We start from the raw sequence: 20,033 nt of genomic DNA, 5'->3' as shown, positions 1-20,033 counted from the left end.
GCCTCAGGGATGTACAGGAGTTAAGATGCAAAAGGAGTTTTCCAAAGTCTGGCGAAACGTTGATTACCCAGGTATTGAGCTTTTCCATGCCTATTTTCACCAGTTCTGCTTCGGTAAGCATTGGCACGACGAACTTGCCATCGGCATTATCCAGGCCGGAGCGGAACAATTAGATTATCGCGGTGAAACCGCGATCCTGCCCCAGGGAAGCATCGTTGCGATCAATCCCAGCGAAGTTCATACCGGCTTCTCTGGCAGTGATCACGGCTGGCACTATCGAATGTTTTATTTCGATACAGGGCTCATTGAACAGATATTGCAGGAGCACAACGGTTTCGGTCTGGCCCCCACTCCATTTTTAAGGGGACCAAATATTTATGATCCCCAACTCTTTTCGCTATTTGATCAACTGCACCGCAGCCTGGAGGAAGAGTCACTTGCCCTTGCATCGGACAGTTTGTTAACTATCGCTATCACCCAGATTTTTACCCGACACGGCGATCAAAAATTTCAGCCTAAAAGTGTAAAGGATAAGCGGGCTCCCTCACTAGCTAAGGCTTACTTACGAGAGAACTGGCAACGCAATGTCACACTCGATGAATTGTGCCATTACACCGATGTGAGTCGCTACCAACTGATTCGAAGCTTTAACCGGCAATTTGGCATCACTCCTCACCAGTTCTTGATCCTATTAAAAACCCAACAAGCCCGTACTCTATTTCAGGCCGGCGGAAACTCCGCCGAAGTGGCCATTGACTGTGGTTTCTTTGACCAGAGCCATTTGACTCGTAACTTCAAGAAAGCCTTCGGTATCACTCCAGGCCGCTATATCCAATCGATGTAGTGCAATTTTATACAAGACCCTTCTCCCTCGACGACTTAAGATTTTCTTCTCCACGCCCAGGTTATTAAATTGACAAAGAAGTCGGTGAAACCTCAGTGACTTCATTAACACCGGTCCAAAATGGGCACAAGACACTCTTGTGCCAAATTGACCCAATAACCTAGTGGTTTATTGCATGAATAATTAACGCCACAAGGGGGATCCAGTATCAATCACGCAGTCTGGCCCTCTCCAATGACGTCGCACAGGAAAATCTTATGAATTTGGAGTTTGTACTAACTTGGCTAGCAGTGATGTTTCCCCTTATCTTTAGCCCTGGTCCCGCTAACGTCACCTTCGCCGCCGCCGGCGCCAGTCTTGGTGTTAAAAGATCCCTGCCCTTATTGGCAGGTATTGATCTGGTATTTGTTTTAAAAGGATTCCTCGTGGGATTTGGCTTAATGGGATGGCTTGCCCATTACCCAATCGCCCTGCGTATACTCCAGATTGGTGGCGTCATTTACTTACTCTATTTGGCTTATCATTTCGCCAGACCTTCTCCCCTAAAAAACCACACCAAAAAACCAACAATTTCCATCTGGAATGGAATACTCATTCAAGTCTTGAACGTGAAGGGATGGATCATTGTCTTCACAATGTTTTCGATATTTGCACCGAATCTTGAGCACGAATCTAGCACAACGATTTTAATTCTTATCGGAATGATGACTGCCCTGAATATATCCACACACCTCGGATGGATAGTATTTGGTGGCACCCTTGCAAAGCTAGCCACCAATACAACCAGCCAGAAAATACAGAGTACATTTTTCTCTATAAGCTTGCTCTCTGTAGCCATATGGCTGGCACTGGACAACCCCGTAATTATTGCCAATCAGTAATTTAGCCGTGCTTCATGTGTGATTTTAAGGGGGGACTAACCAGCCGTAACCGTTTAAAGAACCTCTGAATCGTAGTCGCAGTGCTAGGCAGAAAAGAAAGGCTCCCTATTCGATGGCGTTTCACCTCACGGTTCGTGTATCACTACCCAGAGTCAATTAGTAAACCTTAAAGCTCTAATTTTCTGATCAGACGTCCGCTGGTAGTCCCTTGCACTAACAGGGAAAAGAGTACAACACCAAACACCATAGATTGAATCGTCCACCAATAAGGCAGTTCAACCGGAAGAGAGAGTACCAAGGCCACAGCGATAACGCCGCGCAAACCGCCCCAGCTCATCAGGAGCCGCCAGGACTTCGGTATTGGCGGACCAACAAATCGGGTTAGTGGGGCTACCAGCACCACCGACAGAGCTCGTGCGCCGAGTGCAGCAGCTGTGGCAATCAACATAGCCAGCCATTGATGCGTAAACATCTCAAAGGTAATGACCAAGCCCATGATGACAAAGATAATGGCGGTGAATAGTAATCCGAGCCATTCCCAGGTAGGTTCCGCATCAGCCAGATAGGTTTTGCTTTGCTTGCGCAGGCAGGTGCGAGTTACTATGGCACAAATCATGACAGAGATAATACCGGATACTTGTAGAACACTCTCCGCCAGGTAAAAACTACCAAAAGCAGCAAGTACCAGTGTCATTAATGCCGCACTGGGAGAGCGTAGAAATAAAATAATCAAAGTGGTAATTAGCCCAAGGACCAAGCCAACCGCAACGCCACCAAAAAATATTTTGCAAAAATATACAGTAATCGCAACGACACCCAATGCTGGAGCCTCGCCACTGGCAGCTGAGCCCTCCACGATCGAGTAAGTAGCCAACCCCAAAACCAGCGAATAGACCACTACTGCCGCCGCATCATTGAAAAGGCTTTCGCCCTCCACCAGAGTCAGTAGATCGTCACCTGTCTTTTCCTGGCGTAGCTTATTGACCACCGATACTGGATCGGTCGCAGCCAATATTGCCCCGGTCAACAGTGCCGCCAACCAGGGAAACCCCTCTGGATGACCAATGCCATAATAAGTAATTGCGGCGATTAGAAAAGCACAAACCACCAATCCCAAAGTGGAAAACAGTGTGATCGCCCCTATCCAGCGCTTTAAGATTTTTGGTTCCAATTGCCAGGCTGACTCAAAAATCAAAACCGGGAGAATCACAAAAAAGACCAACTCCCTCAGACTATTCGCACGTAAACCCGTGTCATAGTCAATCACTGGGAGCAGGAAAGCAGCCAGAACACCCGCTAACAGGCAGCCGAGGGTATTATCGATCCGTAGTATCCGAGCGATGCCCAGCCCCAACACTGCCGCCACCGCTAGGTAAAGCGCCTGACCTACAGTAGTGACTACTTCGTGCACTAATATGCTCCCAGACAATGACCAGGAAATTTCTATATCCTGGAAATTAGAACTACCGGACCCGCCGCCCCTTTCTCCTCAGCATCTCTCAATATCTTATCCCAAAAAACGTGTTTAAAATTCGCAACCCGAGCCGTCAATGCACACTCTACGGTAGTTCAAATCAGGTACTACAGTTTTCCAAGAACCTATATGTGGCCAACTGATCATAATGTTTCTCTTGGGGCTCAAGCATTTGCCTCGTCGGACCTTTGGTCAAAAGTTGAGGCGCCTATCAGGGCCAGTCAGTAGGGCTGACTGGCTACAGAATCAGTATAGGAAACAAAGAGGATTTGCACGGCAATAAAGCAGTGGCCAACATGACCAAACGATCAATTTAGTTCAGCTCGGCTCATAAAAAATCAAGCATGACTCCCACTGAAAATGCCACCAGGTAAGCTTTCAGGCTTACTGCGCGCTTTCTATGAATTCGGAGAGATCCAATCAAGCACCTTATGAAACATCACCCAGCAGAGACTTCAATAAATCCATATAGCGCTCCACATAAAGCAGAGCGCTTTTTTTACTCATTAAGGGCTCGCAATAACCAAACACAAATACTGAACGACGAGTGGTTGAATAAGTAATCACCATTATCGGATGCGTCCCATGATTTTGAATCAACATACCTGCCTCAATCTCAAAATACTTTAGATCACTGGCAAGAGTACGCATACTCCCCACATTTGAAACGCAAATCCCCGAAGGGAAATACGCTTTCTTTTTCGCATACTCTTTTGCCATATCAGTAATGGTTTGCAGCTTATAATCTATCTTCAAATCAAAGGCATGTGATTCCCTTTCCATAACTCGCTTGTTCAGCTGTTGCTGAATCCATTTGGCTAGCACAATTAAGTCAACCTGTAATATCTCTGGGGCTAGCTCCAGCGTCATGACTGCAGAAAAGCAGCCCACCGTATCCAAGCCAACTTTTGGCTGGCACAATTTCCGGGCATCAACGGGAAATACAACTTCAACCCAGGGATGATAGACCGGCAATACCCTCGAGGCCTTTACAGCCACTGCACAGAGCAACGCACTCAAGTTAATTTCATGAGCTTTTCCATATAAGGATAGCGACTGCAACAGCGCAGGTGACCGTTCTCGATAAGTCGCCTGACTACGACGTTTAGATGCGGGGGCCGGGGATTCCACTGGCCACAAGGTCAGCCCCTGTTTATGGTATAGTAAAACCTCCCGGCCAATTTGTCCCGCTGCCTTCAAGTGATCAGTGACCCCGCTGTACATAGGCAAGGGGTTCAACTTAGTCTTAAATCCATCTTGGATAAAAAAATCTAAATAACAAAACATTATCATAATGGAGCGCCCATCAATTGCGGCATGATTAGTCAACACGGCCGCCCACTCCACTAAACCATCGCTATTACTAAAAAGACGAACTCGATAAGAATATTTATCCACCTGAATTTTTTTATTACCAAGTAGAGAATATTCTTTTCCAAAATTAAACGGCTTTTTTAGCACCTGAATCTCAAATGGAACGCTTGCAAAATCTACATCAAAGCGCCAAAAAAGAGAATCCCCCCTTACAACGCGCGCCTGCAGCATCGGATGCATACCATGCAGTAGCGCAAAAGCCCTTTGCAATACCTCGACCTTCAGGGACTCACAGATCCTGACAAAGGAGAGCAACTGAACCCCACCGCAAGACCATCTAGTCAACTCAGTAAATAATGCCTCCTGGTATCCCAGAGGACGTGAAAAGGGCTTGTACTGCATAAGTTTTCTTTGCCGTGTTTTCAGGTATCGACAACGAATTAAATAGTATAGAGAGAGCTAACCGAACCAACGAGACTAACTGTCAAATTGGAGCGAATTTAGCATTCCCATAAAGTGACTTATAAAACACAAAGCACTTTCTCTACTGGTGAGTGGTTCACAATAGCCAAAAGAAAAAATGCTTTCACTTTTTGTAGTCTCCGTAGCTATCATCATTGGATGTGCGCCATGAGTTTGAACCGTCATAGCGACTCTTAAATCGAAAAAAGTAAGCTCACCCACCAGAGATTCTAAACAACCAACATCAGAAATACATATCCCGGAGACAAAATTTGGTTTTTTAGCTGCGTAAAAATCTGCTTTTTCTATGATTTCAGCCAACTTATATTCAGGCCTTTGCTCGGCCAAGCGCAAGCTCTCTCGCCTTAAAATAAAAGATAATTTATCTTGCAACAATGAAGCTAGTGACATCACACTTTTACAACACAGATCGGGTGACACCACCAAGTCTACGAAAGAAATATATTCGCCAATAACATCAAAACTGATGGGCGGATTACAGAGGCTACGTATATTTACCGGCAATAAAATATCATTCCAAAGACCACTATTAGGAAGACATTTTCCAGCATAAATCGCCACGGCGCTATACAGGGCTGCAAGTTTTACCCTATGTTTTTTTGCGAGATCATGTAACCTTACGATCGACTCAGCAGGTATTTTCCTATAAGTTGCCATCCCCACCCGTTGAGGTGCAGCAGCAGGCTTTTCAACTAACCACGGCACAGGAACTTCTTCTGCAACAGGGAGGGGTATCTTTTTTTCTTGCCCACCTTTATACAAATATTGCTCGACTGCCTGCAGAAACGGAAGTGATTTAGAGGGTGTGCAAAGCTTACCCTTTAAGTAATCATCTAGATAACGAAACAAAATCACAATAGATATTGCATCCATTGCAGCATGATTAACAGTGACAGCTATCCAGGCCACTTGCCCCGAAGAGTTTACATAGATAGTAACTCTGTACGACATTTTCTCCAGAATTACTGGGTGGATTCCCTGGAGATAGAACTCCCTTTCGAAGTCCAAAGTGCCATCGAGAATACGGACATCAAATTCTATCGAGCTAAAATCAACGTCACACCGCCACTGTAGATGCATCCCCCTTTCTACACGCGCCCGGAGCATCGGGTGTAATTGATGCACAAATGAAAACGCCTGCTTTATTAAACTCACATTAACAGGCATACATACTCGAAAAAATGCAACCCCCTGAACAGCGCCATTAGACCTATCAGTCAATTCAATGGATAGAGCCTCATTTCTGCCAACTTCTCGTGTGAACGGCATGAATTTCACAGAAACAACCACACATGATGACACATCACACAGACAACATTACTGACAATGACAAGAACATCAAAGCATGCAAACTGAACCTGGTGTGATAGCCAGTCATTAAACACCTAAAAATTATTAATAGCAGAAACGTTTAGGCCCCTAAAACATGTGAATACATCAGGTAAGCAGCACACAATATTAGCAGTAGCCCCATCGCCAGATTAAATACTTTGAGTGAGAACTCACCATTCAAAAACAGGCGAATTTTATCTCCAGCAAAAGCCCAAAGAGCCAGGGACAGATAACAAACAAAAAAGTATATAAGCACAAAATAAAGAAGGCTTGACTGATTATGCGGACTGGAGAATAAGGCAACCCCAGATACGCAGGCTACCCAAGCTTTTGGGTTTAACCACTGCAAGAGAAAACCCTCATAGAAGCGGGGTAGCGATCTTTCAGCAACATCAATCTTATCCGTGGGCGCAGAGGCTATCTTATAACCCATATAGATGACATACGCGCACCCAGCAACTGCGAGGAAGTGCAAAATTTGGGGGTAGCTATCCAACAACTGATAAAAACCAAAACCAATGGCAGCAAGCAACAAAGTGAAACCTATTGTTGCCCCAGATACAAATGGAATAGTACGAGCAAAACCATGCTGTACACCCGATGAGATGATAACCATATTAACAGGTCCCGGCGTGATTGACATCGTCAAAGAGAAACCAAACATAGCTAATAGCAAAGACATACTTAACCCTTATAGTTTTTAATATTTCAGAAAAATAGGATACCGCTACAGGGCGATTAACTCTAAAAAAAATGAATATAAATTTTCAGCAACTTTAACCCCTGACAACAATACCGCCAACAATGACCAGTAAGGAAGTCAAACTGAAGGAATTGATCAGCCATCAAACTTAATATTCTGTACCAGCTTTCACCTTCATCAAAAAACCCAAACGGAAAAACACACCACAAAATTCACTAACAAATTTTCATCGAACAATATCGTAGATATCACACCTAAAATTTTTGTAAGCAACCTCACTTAATCTTTGCCCCCACATACTTACCTCCGAGAATAACAGGGGGATTGAAAAGGTACTATCCGATATACGCAATGCTTCAAAAAAAGATTCTGCTCATCCTGAGAGCATAGGATTTGAGACACCGTCCCAAAGTGAGCAGATGTCAGAAACCTCTGTACCCCTTAAACATAAGACCTCTAAAGTCCATTCTTGGACCATCAACGATACATCTGCTCACTGGCAAAAAATCCGTGGGAGCGGTAAAATTCCATCCAGGCTTTCCTATGAGCCGATCAATTCGGCTCAACGCGTTAATAGAAACAATAAAATTTAACGAGACAGGCTATTTAAAGCCCTGATATTTACTTTGTAAAGCTTTTGCGAATCACAAATTCACCCCGACAAGGGACTCTCTATGAATTCAGAAAAGAAAATAAAGGCACTCCTCACGCAGCTTTATGATTTAGTCTCTGGCCCAGAATATTTTAAGCGTAACTGGCAGGAGCAACTGGAATTATTTACTCCCTATGCCAAGATGATCCGCACTTCAGTGGACCGTCAAGGTAATCCTCAGGCACTGGTTATGGATATTCAGGATTACCCTGAAAATTTTCAGCAGTTGGTACAAGGAGCGGCTTTCTATGAGGTCGAGACTCACAGTGTCATCGAGTCTTTTGGCAATATTGCCCACGCCTTTAGTACGTATGAGGCCTGGAGAGATAGCGATAAAACCCAGTTTATCAAGAGAGGAATCAACAGTATCCAGCTCTACAATGACGGTCGCTCCTGGAAGATCGTTAATATGATCTGGGATGATGAACGACCAGGTCTCACAATACCCCCCAAATACAATTCCGTAGCCGCCTTATAAGCTGAACCTAGGGCATACACACCGCTAGCCAACCGCTGGCAGCCAGTCCTATTGAGGGGTCCGTAAGGCCGTATGCCGAACACTGGAAGCAAGTGCTCTGTCGCTCGGCGTAATCTGCCTGCCAGTGACTACCCAGTCCAGACCATCATAAAGATAACTAGCCCATTGCTTTGTATCGAGATGAAATCGTAAACTGTACAAACATACAGCCCATTAAGTCGCAATGAAACGTAGAGAGCCCGACAAACCACAACCCTTTTACAAGGGACGCGGCGCAGCCAGTAATATCACCGGCCGCTTTGCCGAACACTCGAGCACTCGTGAAAGCGATGGCTGGCAAACTGAAGCAGAACCTCTGGAACAACTGCTGACGACTTCAATTGAAGAAAAAGCAAAGTCAATTATCGCAACCAATCAGTCACCAGATATCCCCTTTACCCAGTCTATCAATCCCTATCGGGGTTGTGAGCACGGTTGTGTTTATTGCTATGCCAGGCCGGCCCACGCTTATATGGACCTATCTCCCGGCCTGGATTTTGAAACCAAGATCTTTTTTAAGCCAAACGCGGCGGAATTGCTGGAGAAGGCCCTGCGCAAGCCGAACTATGTCTGCAGCCCTATCGCCTTGGGAGCGAATACCGACCCCTACCAGCCCCTAGAAAAAGAAAAGGGGATAACTCGTACACTGCTAGAAGTGATGCAAAAGTTTCGCCAACCAGTAACCATTATCACTAAAAGCCAGTTAATTTTACGGGATCTCCCTATCCTTGCTGAAATGGCCCAGGATAACCTCGCTCAAGTAGCAGTGAGTGTGACAACATTAGACAATGACTTAAAAAGGAAGCTGGAGCCACGTACCGCCGGACCCAAGGCGCGTCTGCGCACGATTGGAGCATTGAGTGAAAACGGGATACCCACGGCGGTACTTGCCGCGCCGATGATTCCAGCTCTCAATGACTGTGAACTAGAGGCCATCTTAAAATCCGGGAGAGAATCGGGTGCTGAACGGGCGGCCTATATATTGCTACGCCTCCCCTATGAAGTGGCACCACTTTTTCGCGAGTGGCTCGCGATACACTACCCGCACAGAGCTGACCATGTCATGAGTTTGATACAGCAGAGCCGAGGCGGGCAGGATTATCAAAGTGATTTTTCCCAGCGGCGCCAGGGTACTGGGGTTTTCGCCCAACTGCTGCGCCAACGTTTTATTGTCGCCATCAGGAAACTGGGCTTAAATCACCGACGCCTACTTTTAGATTGCAGCCAATTTGATCCACCACCTCAGGCTGGAGAGCAGCAGTGTCTTTTTTAATGAGCTATAACGCCTCGGCAAGTTGTCATCTGAAAATAATTTAATGAATACTTGGTTTGTTTATTTAATCCGCACCGCAAATGGCTCCCTCTACACCGGAATTACCAGAGACATTCAACGACGCTTTGCCGAGCACAGTACCGGTGGCCCCAAGGCCGCCAAGGCCCTTCGCGGAAAAGGGCCTCTCACCTTAGAATACCAAGCACAAACGCAAAACAAATCAACGGCATTGAAGCTGGAAATAGCGATCAAGAAGTGGCCTAAACAAAAAAAGGAAGCGCTTATCGCCGGGACTCAAGCGTTACCGCAACTCCCCAGCTAACCGGTCTCTGCGCTATAGTTCACCATGAACTTCAATCACTTATCGCCTAGAGAGTAACCAGGCTACTTCCTGAGCGGGTACCAGGCCTTTCAAACCACCGAGCACATCTCGGGAAGCCAACTTTTTCACATGGTAATTTGCATTGTAATGATCATAAATTTCGCGGGAACTGATCGAAAAGGGTGGGCCGCTTAACTGGGACTGCTCATATTCAAAGGATATCAGTAGCTGCGGAACCACTTTAGTGACCGCCATAAGGTGCTGTGTATACCGTTGACGAATATCCGCAGGCAATGCGACCAAGGCTGCCCGGTCATAAATGGCAGAGACATCGCGCAAATGTTTCTCAGTTAAGTCAAAAATGTCGCCGACAAAAATTTCAATATTTTTCGCCCAATAGCGCTTAAGCTCTCCGGCCTGCTCAATTTCGGGTATTAATTCCAGCTCCATGAAAAGCTGCTGTACCGCCAGCTCGCTTAATTCGGCACCAACAACTCCATAGCCACGAGATAATAACCAGGCAATATCCCGAGTCTTGCCACAGAGCGGGATAAACACCCGGTCACCTTTTGACAAAGAGAGCTCGGCAAAAAATTCCGACAGCAGGGAATTTCCGCTGGCCTCATGAAAACCAATATCATTTCTCTTCCATTTCTCATGCCAATATGTTGTTTCCATACCGCACCCCCATGTGCATTGTTGCGAAAATTACCGACCAGCTAAACCATAAATTTAGAGTGTCGCAGAATACAAAAGGTACTCCAGCTCAGAATCCTCGCCAGAATTTGGAACCACTGGATCGGTAAATGCCAGTGCACTTACAAATGCCAAAGCCCCTAAGAACAAGATGCGCTTAAACATGACTGATACCTCTAAGAAATATTTCACGCAAAGATAATACGGAGAACGTTATTTGCCCGGTGTATTCCACCTCAAATTAGCAGGAGATAGCCGACCTCCCTGGCCAGAAATAATCAGCCAGACCAGCCGAAATGGCACCTACTGCAGAAGCGGCGATAAGTAAGAAATAACTATCCAGAGAGATTGGCAGTGGCGCTGCAAAAGCAATCAGGATACCAATTGCATAGCTGGCAATATTACTTATCCCTGTCACCAATCCCATTGCCCAGGCCCCAACCGCTGAAAACAAAAGAGCCAGTGGCAGAGACAGCAAGGTCAGCTCTAACGGCCACTTTGCAATCACCGCCTGAACAACGAAACCGAGTCCAAGGCCGGTCACCGTACAGGCCAGATTATAACTGCCCGCACGCAGGCTCGATCCCCTGGCAAAATAGGCAGTAGCGCCCAGTACCGCCACCCAAGCGGGTAGATCCACCAGAGAGGCCACAGCAACCGCCAGAAACCCACTCAGCACCATACGGGAACCGGTTATAAAGCGTTGCTGGGAGGGCACACTTTGGTTTCTATAGCCTTTTATTTCACCGCTCATTGATTTCAGCCTGTCTCCACTGCACTTGATACTGACCAACCATTCCTCGACTCAAATGTTTTTTCGCCACACTTAAGACCATGAACGGGGGGATAGACCTAGGGAGTTACCCTAGCAATGGATGTATTTTCCCGCGGCTAGGCGATCAGCAGGTATTAGACTTCTTCCATATCCTTGCCCAATCTTGCAAAAGGTAGAACGCCCCCTCTCCCCTCCGGGAAATAGCGTCTTGTTAAATGAGTCGTCTAGAATATCTGCATTGAAGTATCGACTGCCGAGTTACCAGGGAATTTCGCTGCCATCATAGTTGTAAAAATGACCGCTTTTCCCCAGATCCGCACCAACTAGAATTTTTTTCAGCGCTTTTGTACTTTGCGCCGCTGAGATCAAGGCTCCGGGGCCCCCCATCGCAGTTTGCACCCAGCCGGGGTGCAGGGCCAACACCGCAATTCCCCGCTCTTTAAGATCGATCGATAGGCTTTTAACAACCTGATTAAGGGCCGTCTTTGAGCTTCGATAGATATAGCCGCCACCAGAGCGGTTATCGGCAATGCTGCCCACCTTGCTACTCATCATGGCCATCAGCTTGTGCTCACTGGCCGCCACATTGTCACAGAAGGTTTCCGCCATCATGTAGGGGGCGATCGTGTTCGACTCCAGCACACGGCGCCATTCCTCGCGATCCACCTGTCCAAAGCTGGTGCCCTTTGGACCGTAATAGCCGGCATTATTGAGGAGAATATCGATTGGCTCCCCATGCAAAGCCTTGCCGAGCGAGATCATTTGGTCATAGTCGGTCACATCCAGTTGAAGTGGCTGTACCCGAGGAAACTCCGCCTGTAGTGACTGGAGATCCTCTGCTTTCTTGAGATCCCTACAGCAGGCAAATACACGCCACCCATCCTGGGCAAATTGGCTGGCTAACTCGAGACCTATGCCACGATTACAGCCTGTAATCATTATGGTGCCAGACATCCCTACCCCTTCAATGTTATTCTTGCGCAACGCGATCATAGCAACTGTAGAACAATGTACTACTCACCTGGCGATCTTCTTTGGTTCCTGTTATTGGCAGCTGCGGCTTGGTATATCTGGGCGAATATGGCGGCAAAAGAACAGGTAAAGCGCGCAGCGTCCAATCACTGCAAACAATTGGGCGTGCAGCTGCTCGACGATACCGTCTTGCTAATGCGCACACGCTTGAAGCGTGACCGGCGAGGTCAGATCAGCCTGCAGCGTCACTATGAATTTGAATTTACTTCCACCGGGGAACACCGCTATTCCGGTGTGGCAGTTCTCCACGGCCGCCGAGTCGAACAGCTGCAGCTATCCCCGCACCACTTGAGTTAATTTTTAGCCATGAAACCCGGCCTATATCGTCACTACAAAGGCAATCTTTACGAAGTCCTGCACACGGCTACCCACAGCGAGACCGATGAACAGCTAGTTATATACCGCGCCCTTTATGGTGAATATGTACTATCGGCGAGGCCATTGAGCATGTTTACCGAAACTCTGGATCAGAATGGCTGCACCCTACCCCGCTTCAAACTCGAAAAAGCCTTCTAGCCGATATAAACCCGACCCGCTGTACCCCTGGGCAATAAACCCCGGTAAAGCTCCATCGGCAAGTATAAAAAACATCGGGTAGAGGAACAGGCGCGTCCTGCACAATCCATCAGCCCTAGACTCCACAAGGACCTCCGGTGAACAATAAAAACATTATGATCTATGGCGCCTATGGCTATACCGGCGAGCTGATCGCGCGCCAAGCCGTAGCCCAGGGGTTCCGCCCAATTCTGGCGGGGCGCAATGCCCAAAAGCTACAGCCCCTGGCGGATGCATTGAACCTGCCAGCCATGGCCATTGACCTGGATACTGCAGAAATCCTGGAGCGCAGCCTGCAGGATATATATCTGGTCATCCACTGTGCCGGCCCATTTTCTACGACAGCCGAACCCATGATGCGGGCCTGCCTCAACAGCCGCACTCACTACCAGGACATCACCGGCGAAATCGACGTTTACGAAGCTGCTCAAAGGCTGGACGGCGCGGCCAAAACGGCCGGGATAGTGCTGTGCCCAGGCACAGGTTTTGATGTAATTCCCACGGACTGCTTGGCGGCGGCATTACACAACGCCTTGCCATCGGCTACGCACCTGACTCTAGGCTTTGATTCAGACTCCAAGTTGAGTCCCGGTACAGCCAAGACTTCTATCGAAAGCCTGGGGATAGGCGGTGCCATTCGGCGCAACGGTAAAATTGAGACTATCGGCCATGGCCAGCTAACCCGTCGCATCGACTTTGGCAGGGGCGACAAGTTTGCCGTGGCGATTCCCTGGGGCGATATTTCCACGGCTTACCATTCAACCGGTATCCAAAATATAGAGGCCTATATTCCAATGAGTCCGGCGCGGGCCAAGAAGCTAAAACACCTGAATGGATTTCGCTGGCTCCTGCGTAGCCGCTGGTTGCAAAATTGGCTGAAGTCCAAGGTAGGCAGGTCTGTTCAGGGGCCCACTGAAGAGCTTCGCGCAGGTCAAAAGACCTGGGTCTGGGGGGAGGTCCGCAATGACCGACGCGGTGAGCGCAAAGTGGGGCGCGTCACAACGGCGAATGGCTACGATGTTACCGTCTCCGGCTCTCTCTCGGTCATGCAATACCTGCTCGACTACCGAGGCGAAGGCGGCTATTTCACTCCATCCAAACTCTGCGGCCCCAAACTTGTAGAAAGTTTGCCGGGCTCCAGTGCGATCGACATCAAAATCGCTTAATCGATAATTCCCCTGTTTCCTGTATTTCTATTTTGCCGTGGCGCAAGGAGCAACTAAGTTGCTCCTTTTGTCTCACTGACCAAACCTGTCTCCCACTCCCACTAGAAACTCGCCATTAAGAATTTTCTGCCAAATTTTAATAAATCGCTTAAACGTCGTAAAAAATCTCTATTTGGAGATTTCACAATTGCGACATCATTTGGTCAACTCCGTGCAATAATCAATTCTTAAGTTTGCGGGATGCGAGACTTATCCATGAACCTGAAGAGTATTGATGTGTCCCTGGTCCTGTACCTGACGGAACGGGCGGCACGCCCGACTTCACGAAAAAGGTATCTGTGGCTATCCAAGTCTGGCGACGGCTGGCTCACGGTCGTGGTTCTGGTCAGTTATGTCATTGCCAATGCGGCCATCCAGCTTTTTATTGTCGCTTGTTCTGCGCTGGCAGTGGAACGCTCTCTGTATTGGACCATTAAAAACACTACCCGTCGCAGACGCCCACCCCAGGCTATTCCCGGCATGCGTCCAATTATAATCGCCCACGACCGCTTCAGCCTGCCGTCTGGGCATACCTCAGCAGCCTTTCTTTTCATTACATATATGACTCATCAAGTCAGCCCAATATGGGGACTGGGGTTCATCTGGGCCACAGGTGTCGGTGCTGCAAGAGTAGGTCTTGGGGTTCATTTTCCCTCTGATATTTTTGCCGGGGCCATCCTCGGTAGCTGTGTTGCATTAGCCATGGGCGCAGTTTTTTTATGAAAATACTTTACGGCGTGCAGGCTACAGGTAATGGACACATTGCCCGCTCACGCACCCTGGCCAAAGCATTACAGCAGTATCCAGAAATCAAAATCCAGTGGTTATTTTCTGGGCGGCCAAAGGAAAACTTATTTGGCATGGAGTTGTTTGGGCAGTTTTGGTGGCGCGAGGGAATGACCATTGTACACAGCGAAGGCCGCCTAAAAAGTTTTACCACTCTTGCCCAACTGAAGATTCGCCGCTTCATTAAAGATGTTCGTGAACTCCCCCTCAACGAGTTTGATCTGGTGATTAGCGACTACGAACCCGTTACTGCCTGGGCGGCCAAAATGCGTAAAAAACCCAGCGTAGGAATTGGTCACCAATACGCTTTTCTCTACCCTATCCCTATGCCCAGATTTAATTGGCTGTTTCATACCGTTCTGCGCATTTTTGCACCGACAAATAAGAGTCTGGGCCTGCACTGGCACCATTTCGGCAATCCTATACTCCCCCCGATTGTCCCCCCACAACCCAAACCTGAAAACGACACCGCAAACTATATTCTCGTTTACCTGCCATTTGAGCACCCCACCCCAATGCTCGAAGAATTATCCAGGATCGAACGGCAATTTGTTGTGTACGGCGTACCGGAAAATTTGCCCACCGCCGAAAATATCGAAATAAAAGCACCATCCACTGAAGGCTTCCAGAGAGATTTGGCCAATGCCAGGGCAGTGATTTGCAACAGTGGATTTGAATTATTGGCAGAGGCGTTATCCTTGGGCAAACCGATACTAAGCCGCCCACTCGCCTACCAGTTTGAGCAGGAGGCCAATGCAAAAGCATTGGCGCAATTGCGCCTAGCCAAGATTGTAAGCTCAATCAACGCCAACAGTATCCGCTCATGGCTTAAAAACCACCCCCCTCCTCTGCGTATCCAGTGGCCTGATGTGGCGCAAGCCATTGCGGCCTGGATTGCCGATGGCTGTAGAAAGAATCCCTCGGAACTCGCCCGCGGACTGTGGAATCAAGTAATCCCCCGCCCTACGGAGGGGGCTGCACCGGCCTACCAAAACGCTACGGATTAAACCTGCTATCTCAACAGGTCATTAATATAGGGCTTAAACCGCATACCCCGTACACCTGAATACCCTCTCCCACCATATCGCCAAGTGCGATCACACAAAAAGTCATTGCCCCTTCACATCTGGGCGCGTTTACTTGTGAACTGACCTGGCATGCAACCCAGTTAACGAACAAGTACGACTCATAGATGTGACAGGATCGATCACTGGGCGAATGAAATCGATAAGAATCCATCGTCTCCATTACCGGGTCAGTAAATTTTGAATAAAAATAAATTACGAGGTAGGCATGGCCCATCCATTGCTCAACGAGCGCGATACCGAATTTTTTCTCTATGAATTTCTCGATACCGAAGCGCTGCTGCAAAGGCCGCGCTACAGCGAACACTCTCGCGAAATTTTTGATGCAACACTGAAAACCGCGCGTACGATTGCCGAGAAATTTTTCGCCAATCACAATGCCAAAGGGGATGCCAATGAACCCAGTTTTGATGGGGAAAAGGTACTGTTGATCGAGGAGACCAAACAGTCTTGGGACGCATTTTCCGAGGCTGGATTTCTCGCGGCCCACTGCGATTTCGAAGAGGGCGGCTTACAGCTTCCCGAAATCATCATGCGCACTGCCCTCGCCTATGTCAGTGCGGCCAATATCGCCAGTGCCAGCTACCCCTTCCTCACCATTGGCGCCGCCAATCTGCTTCGCTCATTTGGCAGTGAGACGCTCAAGGGGCAGTTCTTACCCCAAATGATGGATGGCCGCTTCGCCGGCACCATGGCTCTGACCGAGCCCGATCAGGGCTCCGCCCTCGCCGATATTCGCACGAGCGCGGAACCTACGGGAGACGGCAGCTACCGAATTCGCGGACAAAAAATGTATATTTCCGGTGGCGACCAGTCCCTGACTGAAAATATCGTTCACCTAGTACTGGCAAAAATTAAAGGTGCACCCACCGGGGTCAAAGGAATATCCCTTTTTCTGGTTCCCAAATTCCTCCTTGACGAACACGGCCAAGTGGGTGAGCGCAACGATGTCAAGCTGGCCGGGTTACTGCACAAAATGGGCTATCGCAATACCACCTCTACGGTATTGAGCTTCGGAGAAGATCAGGGTGCTACAGGCTACTTGATTGGCGAGCCCCACCAAGGGCTCAAGTACATGTTCCAGATGATGAACGAGGCACGTATCAGCGTTGGCGCCGGCGCCTCGGTTTTAGGCTATCAAGGCTATGTTTATTCCCTGCAATACGCCAGGGAGCGCCCCCAGGGTCGCCTACCCTCCAACCGCGACCCCGCCTCAAAGCAAATTCCGATTATCCAGCACGCCGACGTGCGCCGTATGCTGCTGATGCAAAAGGCCTATGCCGAGGGCGGCCTGGGCCTGAGTGTTTACGCGACCTCACTGTATGAAGACCAGCACAGTGCACCTACCGAAGAGCAGCGCCAACACGCCGCGACTCTGTTAGACCTGATCACTCCTGTAGTGAAATCGTGGCCATCCAAGTACTGCCTCAAGGCCAATGAGCTGGCAATCCAAGTACTTGGAGGAGCCGGTTATATCCGCGAGTTCCCCCTCGAGCAGCTGTACCGCGACAACCGCCTCAATGCGATTCACGAAGGCACTGAAGGTATCCACGCTCTGGACCTGCTCGCGCGCAAGGTGCCGAGCAAAAATTTCCAGGCCTACCAGCTGCTACAGGCAGAAATCCGCAATACGGTAATGCAGGCGCGTGACAAGGAATGTTTGGTTGCCATGGCCAATGCTCTGGAAGCAGCCCTGGAGAAGCTCGACGAAACTGGTATGGCCCTGTTTACCCAGCTTCAGGAAAATGTCGATCGCGGCCTCAGCAATGCCACCCTGTATCTGGATGTCTTTGGCTGTATTCTGGTCGCCTGGACTTGGCTGCGTCAGGCAATCATTGCTGCGAAAGCCCTGGATGGGACGGTAAGCGAAGAGGATGCAAATTTCTACCGCGGCAAGATACACACCGCCCGCTTTTACCATGAGTGGGAACTTCCCAATATCCAGCCCTGGATCGCGCTGCTGCAAAGTGGCAACAGCTTGCCATTTGATATGCAGGAAAGTTGGTTCTAATTAGAGCGGGTTGAAGGTGATCGCTTAGGGGCAATTACAGCTGTACGGTAATTGCCGTCCCCCCCTGGGACAGAGGTTCAGCGCGGATTCGCCCCTGATAGCTCTCGACAATATCCATCACAACAGCCAGGCCTATCCCCTGGCCCGGTTGTTGCTGATCGGCGCGCACACCGCGTTGGGTCACTTCCCGCCACTTATTGCCGTCGAGGCCTGGTCCATTGTCGGCGACACAAATCGACAGCTTGCGCCCATCATCGGGATTGTCGATAGTCACGTATACCTCACCTGCGCCGTACTTGTAGGCGTTGTCCAACAGGTTGCCGAGCAGCTCCATCAAATCGCCCTCATCGCCATAAAATAGGGCGTGCTTGGCGCAATCCTTGTGTACCTCACTGGGTCGGCTGCGATACACCTTCTCCAGGGCGTCCAGGATCTTTTCCAACAGCGGCGCCACCGGGGTGCCGCGCAAAATCGATTTTGGTGAGCTGGTTACCGCGCGCTGCAACTGGTAACTGATAATGCTATCCATGCGCTGTACCTGGTCCGCCAGGGTTTTACCGGCAGCCAGAGGGTCTTTTTCCAGACTCAGCCCCTTGAGCACCGCCAAAGGGGTTTTCAAACTGTGGGCTAGATCGGCCAGGGTGTGGCGGGTTTTTTCTCGCTGTCGCCGCTCGTTTTCAATCAATAGATTTAAATTGTCGGTCAGCGGGCGCAGCTCTTGGGGGAAATCCCCCTCCAGGTGGTCGCTGCCGCCCTGCTGCATATCGCGCAGGGCCTGGGCCAGCGCCCGCAAGGGGGCAAAACCCCAGCGCAGCACCAGCCACTGAGCCAGAATCAGCAACAGTGCGACGACCCCCAGCCAGTTCCAGATGGTGGAGCGAAACTGCCCCACCTGCGCCTGTAACGGCGCAGCATCTTCCAGTACCACAAAAGTAAAAGGGTTTTCACCTTCCAGGCCCCAGGCTACGCCCTGGCGAAAACTGCTGTAATTGGCATCGCCGCCCGGTAGGGAAACCGGCATAAAGGATTGCTGCCCTTGGGGCAGTGGGGAAAACTCTATCTCCGGCATGGCCAAAGCCGACTCGGAGCGCCAGATAACCCGGCCCTCACCATCCAATACCGCCCCAATCAGACCGGAGTCCGGCTGATTAAAGCGCTGCTCAGGCAGCTCCGGCGGCAGCACCAAACTATCACCCTCAGGCTCAGCCAGTGCCAGTAACGTGTAAATGTACAGCTGCAATTCGCGCTGCTTAGCTTCATCTAGGGAGGTGCGGTAGGCGTGCTCCAAAACACCGGAAATAAGCAGCATAAAAGCCACCAGTACCAAGCTGGTCACCAGTGCCAGGCGGCCCTTGAGGGAGTTCAGCCAAAAGGAAAACAGGCGCATCTCAGGTTAGCTAACGTGGTGCGACGAAGCGGTATCCGCGTCCGCGCAAAGTTTCGATGGGCTTCAGCTGCGCCGCTGCATCAAATTTCTTGCGTAGACGCCCGATAAACACTTCGATCACATTGCTATCGCGATCACGATCCTGCTCATAGATATGTTCGGTGAGGGTGGTCTTCGACACCACTTCATCCGGGTGCAGCATCAGGTATTCGAGAACCTTATATTCAAAAGAAGTCAGCTCCAATTCAGCGTCATTAACGGTGACCCGCTGAGAGCTGGTATCCAGTAGAATCGGCCCCGCTTTAATAGTCGGAGAGGAGAAACCGGCGGAGCGGCGCACCAGGGCATTCAGGCGCGCCAGCAGTTCTTCGGTGTGGAAGGGTTTTACCAGGTAGTCGTCGCCACCAGCTTCCAATCCCGCCACGCGCTCCTGCCAGTGGCCTCGGGCAGTGAGAATCAGAATGGGGAAATGTTTGTCTTCCCTGCGCAGGGTTTGAATAACCTGGATGCCGTCCATTTTGGGCAGGCCCAGGTCCATCACCGCTATATCGTAGGGATATTCACGCCCTAGATAGAGCGCCTCCTCCCCATCTGGGGCCTCATCTACGGTATAACCGGCATCGCGCAGTGAGTCCGCCAGTTGCTGTCGCAGTAGAACTTCGTCTTCGACCAATAGTGCGCGCATATTCTTTTCCTTTGTACGGCT

The 20,033-nt window shown here is 49.4% G+C and carries 20 protein-coding genes; 11 read left to right on the top strand and 9 right to left on the bottom strand.

The window, feature by feature from the left end; all coding sequences use genetic code 11:
• Positions 1-25 precede the first annotated feature (25 nt).
• Together ACCI51_RS05025 and ACCI51_RS05020 are read left to right on the top strand one after the other, a co-directional pair.
• Positions 26-844, top strand: coding sequence for an AraC family transcriptional regulator (locus ACCI51_RS05025; protein ID WP_371842810.1), 819 nt, complete (start codon positions 26-28; stop codon positions 842-844).
• Positions 845-1,101: 257 nt separating this feature from the next.
• Positions 1,102-1,725 carry a LysE family translocator gene (locus ACCI51_RS05020; protein ID WP_299584774.1) on the top strand — a complete coding sequence of 208 codons (624 nt, stop codon included), beginning with the start codon at positions 1,102-1,104 and terminating at the stop codon, positions 1,723-1,725.
• A gap of 166 nt (positions 1,726-1,891) precedes the next feature.
• Here the strand turns inward: ACCI51_RS05020 and ACCI51_RS05015 are convergent, their stop codons facing one another.
• From ACCI51_RS05015 to ACCI51_RS05000, 4 genes are all read right to left on the bottom strand, one after another.
• Entirely contained in the window at positions 1,892-3,136 is a 1,245-nt protein-coding gene (locus ACCI51_RS05015) for a cation:proton antiporter (protein ID WP_371842809.1), read from the bottom strand.
• A 492-nt stretch (positions 3,137-3,628) separates the two neighbouring features.
• Positions 3,629-4,915: a phthiocerol/phthiodiolone dimycocerosyl transferase family protein gene (locus tag ACCI51_RS05010; protein ID WP_371842808.1), complete on the bottom strand. Its 1,287-nt coding sequence runs from the start codon at positions 4,913-4,915 to the stop codon at positions 3,629-3,631.
• Positions 4,916-4,990: 75 nt separating this feature from the next.
• Complete coding sequence (locus ACCI51_RS05005) at positions 4,991-6,274, bottom strand: condensation domain-containing protein (RefSeq protein ID WP_371842807.1); 1,284 nt, start codon at positions 6,272-6,274, stop codon at positions 4,991-4,993.
• Between the two features lie 133 nt (positions 6,275-6,407).
• Complete coding sequence (locus ACCI51_RS05000; RefSeq protein ID WP_299584766.1) at positions 6,408-7,010, bottom strand: LysE family translocator; 603 nt, start codon at positions 7,008-7,010, stop codon at positions 6,408-6,410.
• A 695-nt stretch (positions 7,011-7,705) separates the two neighbouring features.
• Between ACCI51_RS05000 and ACCI51_RS04995 the strand changes: the two genes are divergently transcribed.
• The 3 genes from ACCI51_RS04995 to ACCI51_RS04985 all read left to right on the top strand — a co-directional run bounded on the left by ACCI51_RS04995 (position 7,706) and on the right by ACCI51_RS04985 (position 9,795).
• Complete coding sequence (locus ACCI51_RS04995; protein ID WP_299584764.1) at positions 7,706-8,161, top strand: hypothetical protein; 456 nt, start codon at positions 7,706-7,708, stop codon at positions 8,159-8,161.
• 223 nt (positions 8,162-8,384) lie between these two features.
• Positions 8,385-9,473, top strand: coding sequence for a PA0069 family radical SAM protein (locus ACCI51_RS04990; protein ID WP_371842806.1), 1,089 nt, complete (start codon positions 8,385-8,387; stop codon positions 9,471-9,473).
• Between the two features lie 43 nt (positions 9,474-9,516).
• Complete coding sequence (locus ACCI51_RS04985) at positions 9,517-9,795, top strand: GIY-YIG nuclease family protein (RefSeq protein ID WP_299584758.1); 279 nt, start codon at positions 9,517-9,519, stop codon at positions 9,793-9,795.
• Between the two features lie 39 nt (positions 9,796-9,834).
• Here the strand turns inward: ACCI51_RS04985 and tmpT are convergent, their stop codons facing one another.
• The 3 genes from tmpT to ACCI51_RS04970 all read right to left on the bottom strand — a co-directional run bounded on the left by tmpT (position 9,835) and on the right by ACCI51_RS04970 (position 12,220).
• Entirely contained in the window at positions 9,835-10,473 is a 639-nt protein-coding gene (gene tmpT, locus ACCI51_RS04980) for a thiopurine S-methyltransferase (RefSeq protein ID WP_299584755.1), read from the bottom strand.
• A gap of 259 nt (positions 10,474-10,732) precedes the next feature.
• Positions 10,733-11,245 (bottom strand): DUF1097 domain-containing protein, encoded by a 513-nt coding sequence (locus ACCI51_RS04975; protein ID WP_299584752.1) that lies wholly within the window; start codon positions 11,243-11,245, stop codon positions 10,733-10,735.
• A gap of 279 nt (positions 11,246-11,524) precedes the next feature.
• Positions 11,525-12,220, bottom strand: a complete 696-nt coding sequence (locus ACCI51_RS04970; RefSeq protein ID WP_371842805.1) for an SDR family oxidoreductase — start codon at positions 12,218-12,220, stop codon at positions 11,525-11,527.
• Between the two features lie 54 nt (positions 12,221-12,274).
• Here ACCI51_RS04970 and ACCI51_RS04965 point away from each other — a divergent pair, with 54 nt between their 5' ends.
• The 6 genes from ACCI51_RS04965 to ACCI51_RS04940 all read left to right on the top strand — a co-directional run bounded on the left by ACCI51_RS04965 (position 12,275) and on the right by ACCI51_RS04940 (position 17,940).
• Positions 12,275-12,595: a DUF3301 domain-containing protein gene (locus ACCI51_RS04965; protein ID WP_371842804.1), complete on the top strand. Its 321-nt coding sequence runs from the start codon at positions 12,275-12,277 to the stop codon at positions 12,593-12,595.
• A gap of 9 nt (positions 12,596-12,604) precedes the next feature.
• A complete protein-coding gene (locus ACCI51_RS04960) occupies positions 12,605-12,814 on the top strand; it encodes a DUF1653 domain-containing protein (RefSeq protein WP_299584743.1) in 210 nt (69 codons plus the stop codon).
• Between the two features lie 137 nt (positions 12,815-12,951).
• Positions 12,952-14,019 carry a saccharopine dehydrogenase family protein gene (locus ACCI51_RS04955; protein ID WP_299584740.1) on the top strand — a complete coding sequence of 356 codons (1,068 nt, stop codon included), beginning with the start codon at positions 12,952-12,954 and terminating at the stop codon, positions 14,017-14,019.
• A 276-nt stretch (positions 14,020-14,295) separates the two neighbouring features.
• The gene (locus tag ACCI51_RS04950) at positions 14,296-14,781 is read left to right on the top strand and encodes a phosphatase PAP2 family protein (RefSeq protein ID WP_371842803.1); all 486 of its coding nucleotides are present in this window, start codon (positions 14,296-14,298) and stop codon (positions 14,779-14,781) included.
• Complete coding sequence (locus ACCI51_RS04945) at positions 14,778-15,851, top strand: MJ1255/VC2487 family glycosyltransferase (protein ID WP_299584734.1); 1,074 nt, start codon at positions 14,778-14,780, stop codon at positions 15,849-15,851. Before ACCI51_RS04950 ends, ACCI51_RS04945 begins: the two co-directional genes overlap by 4 nt.
• Positions 15,852-16,137: 286 nt before the next feature.
• Positions 16,138-17,940, top strand: coding sequence for an acyl-CoA dehydrogenase (locus ACCI51_RS04940; RefSeq protein WP_371842802.1), 1,803 nt, complete (start codon positions 16,138-16,140; stop codon positions 17,938-17,940).
• A gap of 34 nt (positions 17,941-17,974) precedes the next feature.
• Here the strand turns inward: ACCI51_RS04940 and ACCI51_RS04935 are convergent, their stop codons facing one another.
• Together ACCI51_RS04935 and ACCI51_RS04930 are read right to left on the bottom strand one after the other, a co-directional pair.
• Positions 17,975-19,327, bottom strand: coding sequence for an ATP-binding protein (locus tag ACCI51_RS04935; RefSeq protein ID WP_371842801.1), 1,353 nt, complete (start codon positions 19,325-19,327; stop codon positions 17,975-17,977).
• 10 nt (positions 19,328-19,337) lie between these two features.
• A complete protein-coding gene (locus ACCI51_RS04930; protein ID WP_299584726.1) occupies positions 19,338-20,012 on the bottom strand; it encodes a response regulator transcription factor in 675 nt (224 codons plus the stop codon).
• Positions 20,013-20,033 lie beyond the last annotated feature (21 nt).

Source organism: Microbulbifer echini (assembly GCF_041447225.1).
Taxonomy (GTDB): Bacteria; Pseudomonadota; Gammaproteobacteria; order Pseudomonadales; family Cellvibrionaceae; genus Microbulbifer; species Microbulbifer echini.
Note: the sequence above shows the minus strand (reverse complement) of the source record. Positions and strands in the feature narration are given on the sequence as shown.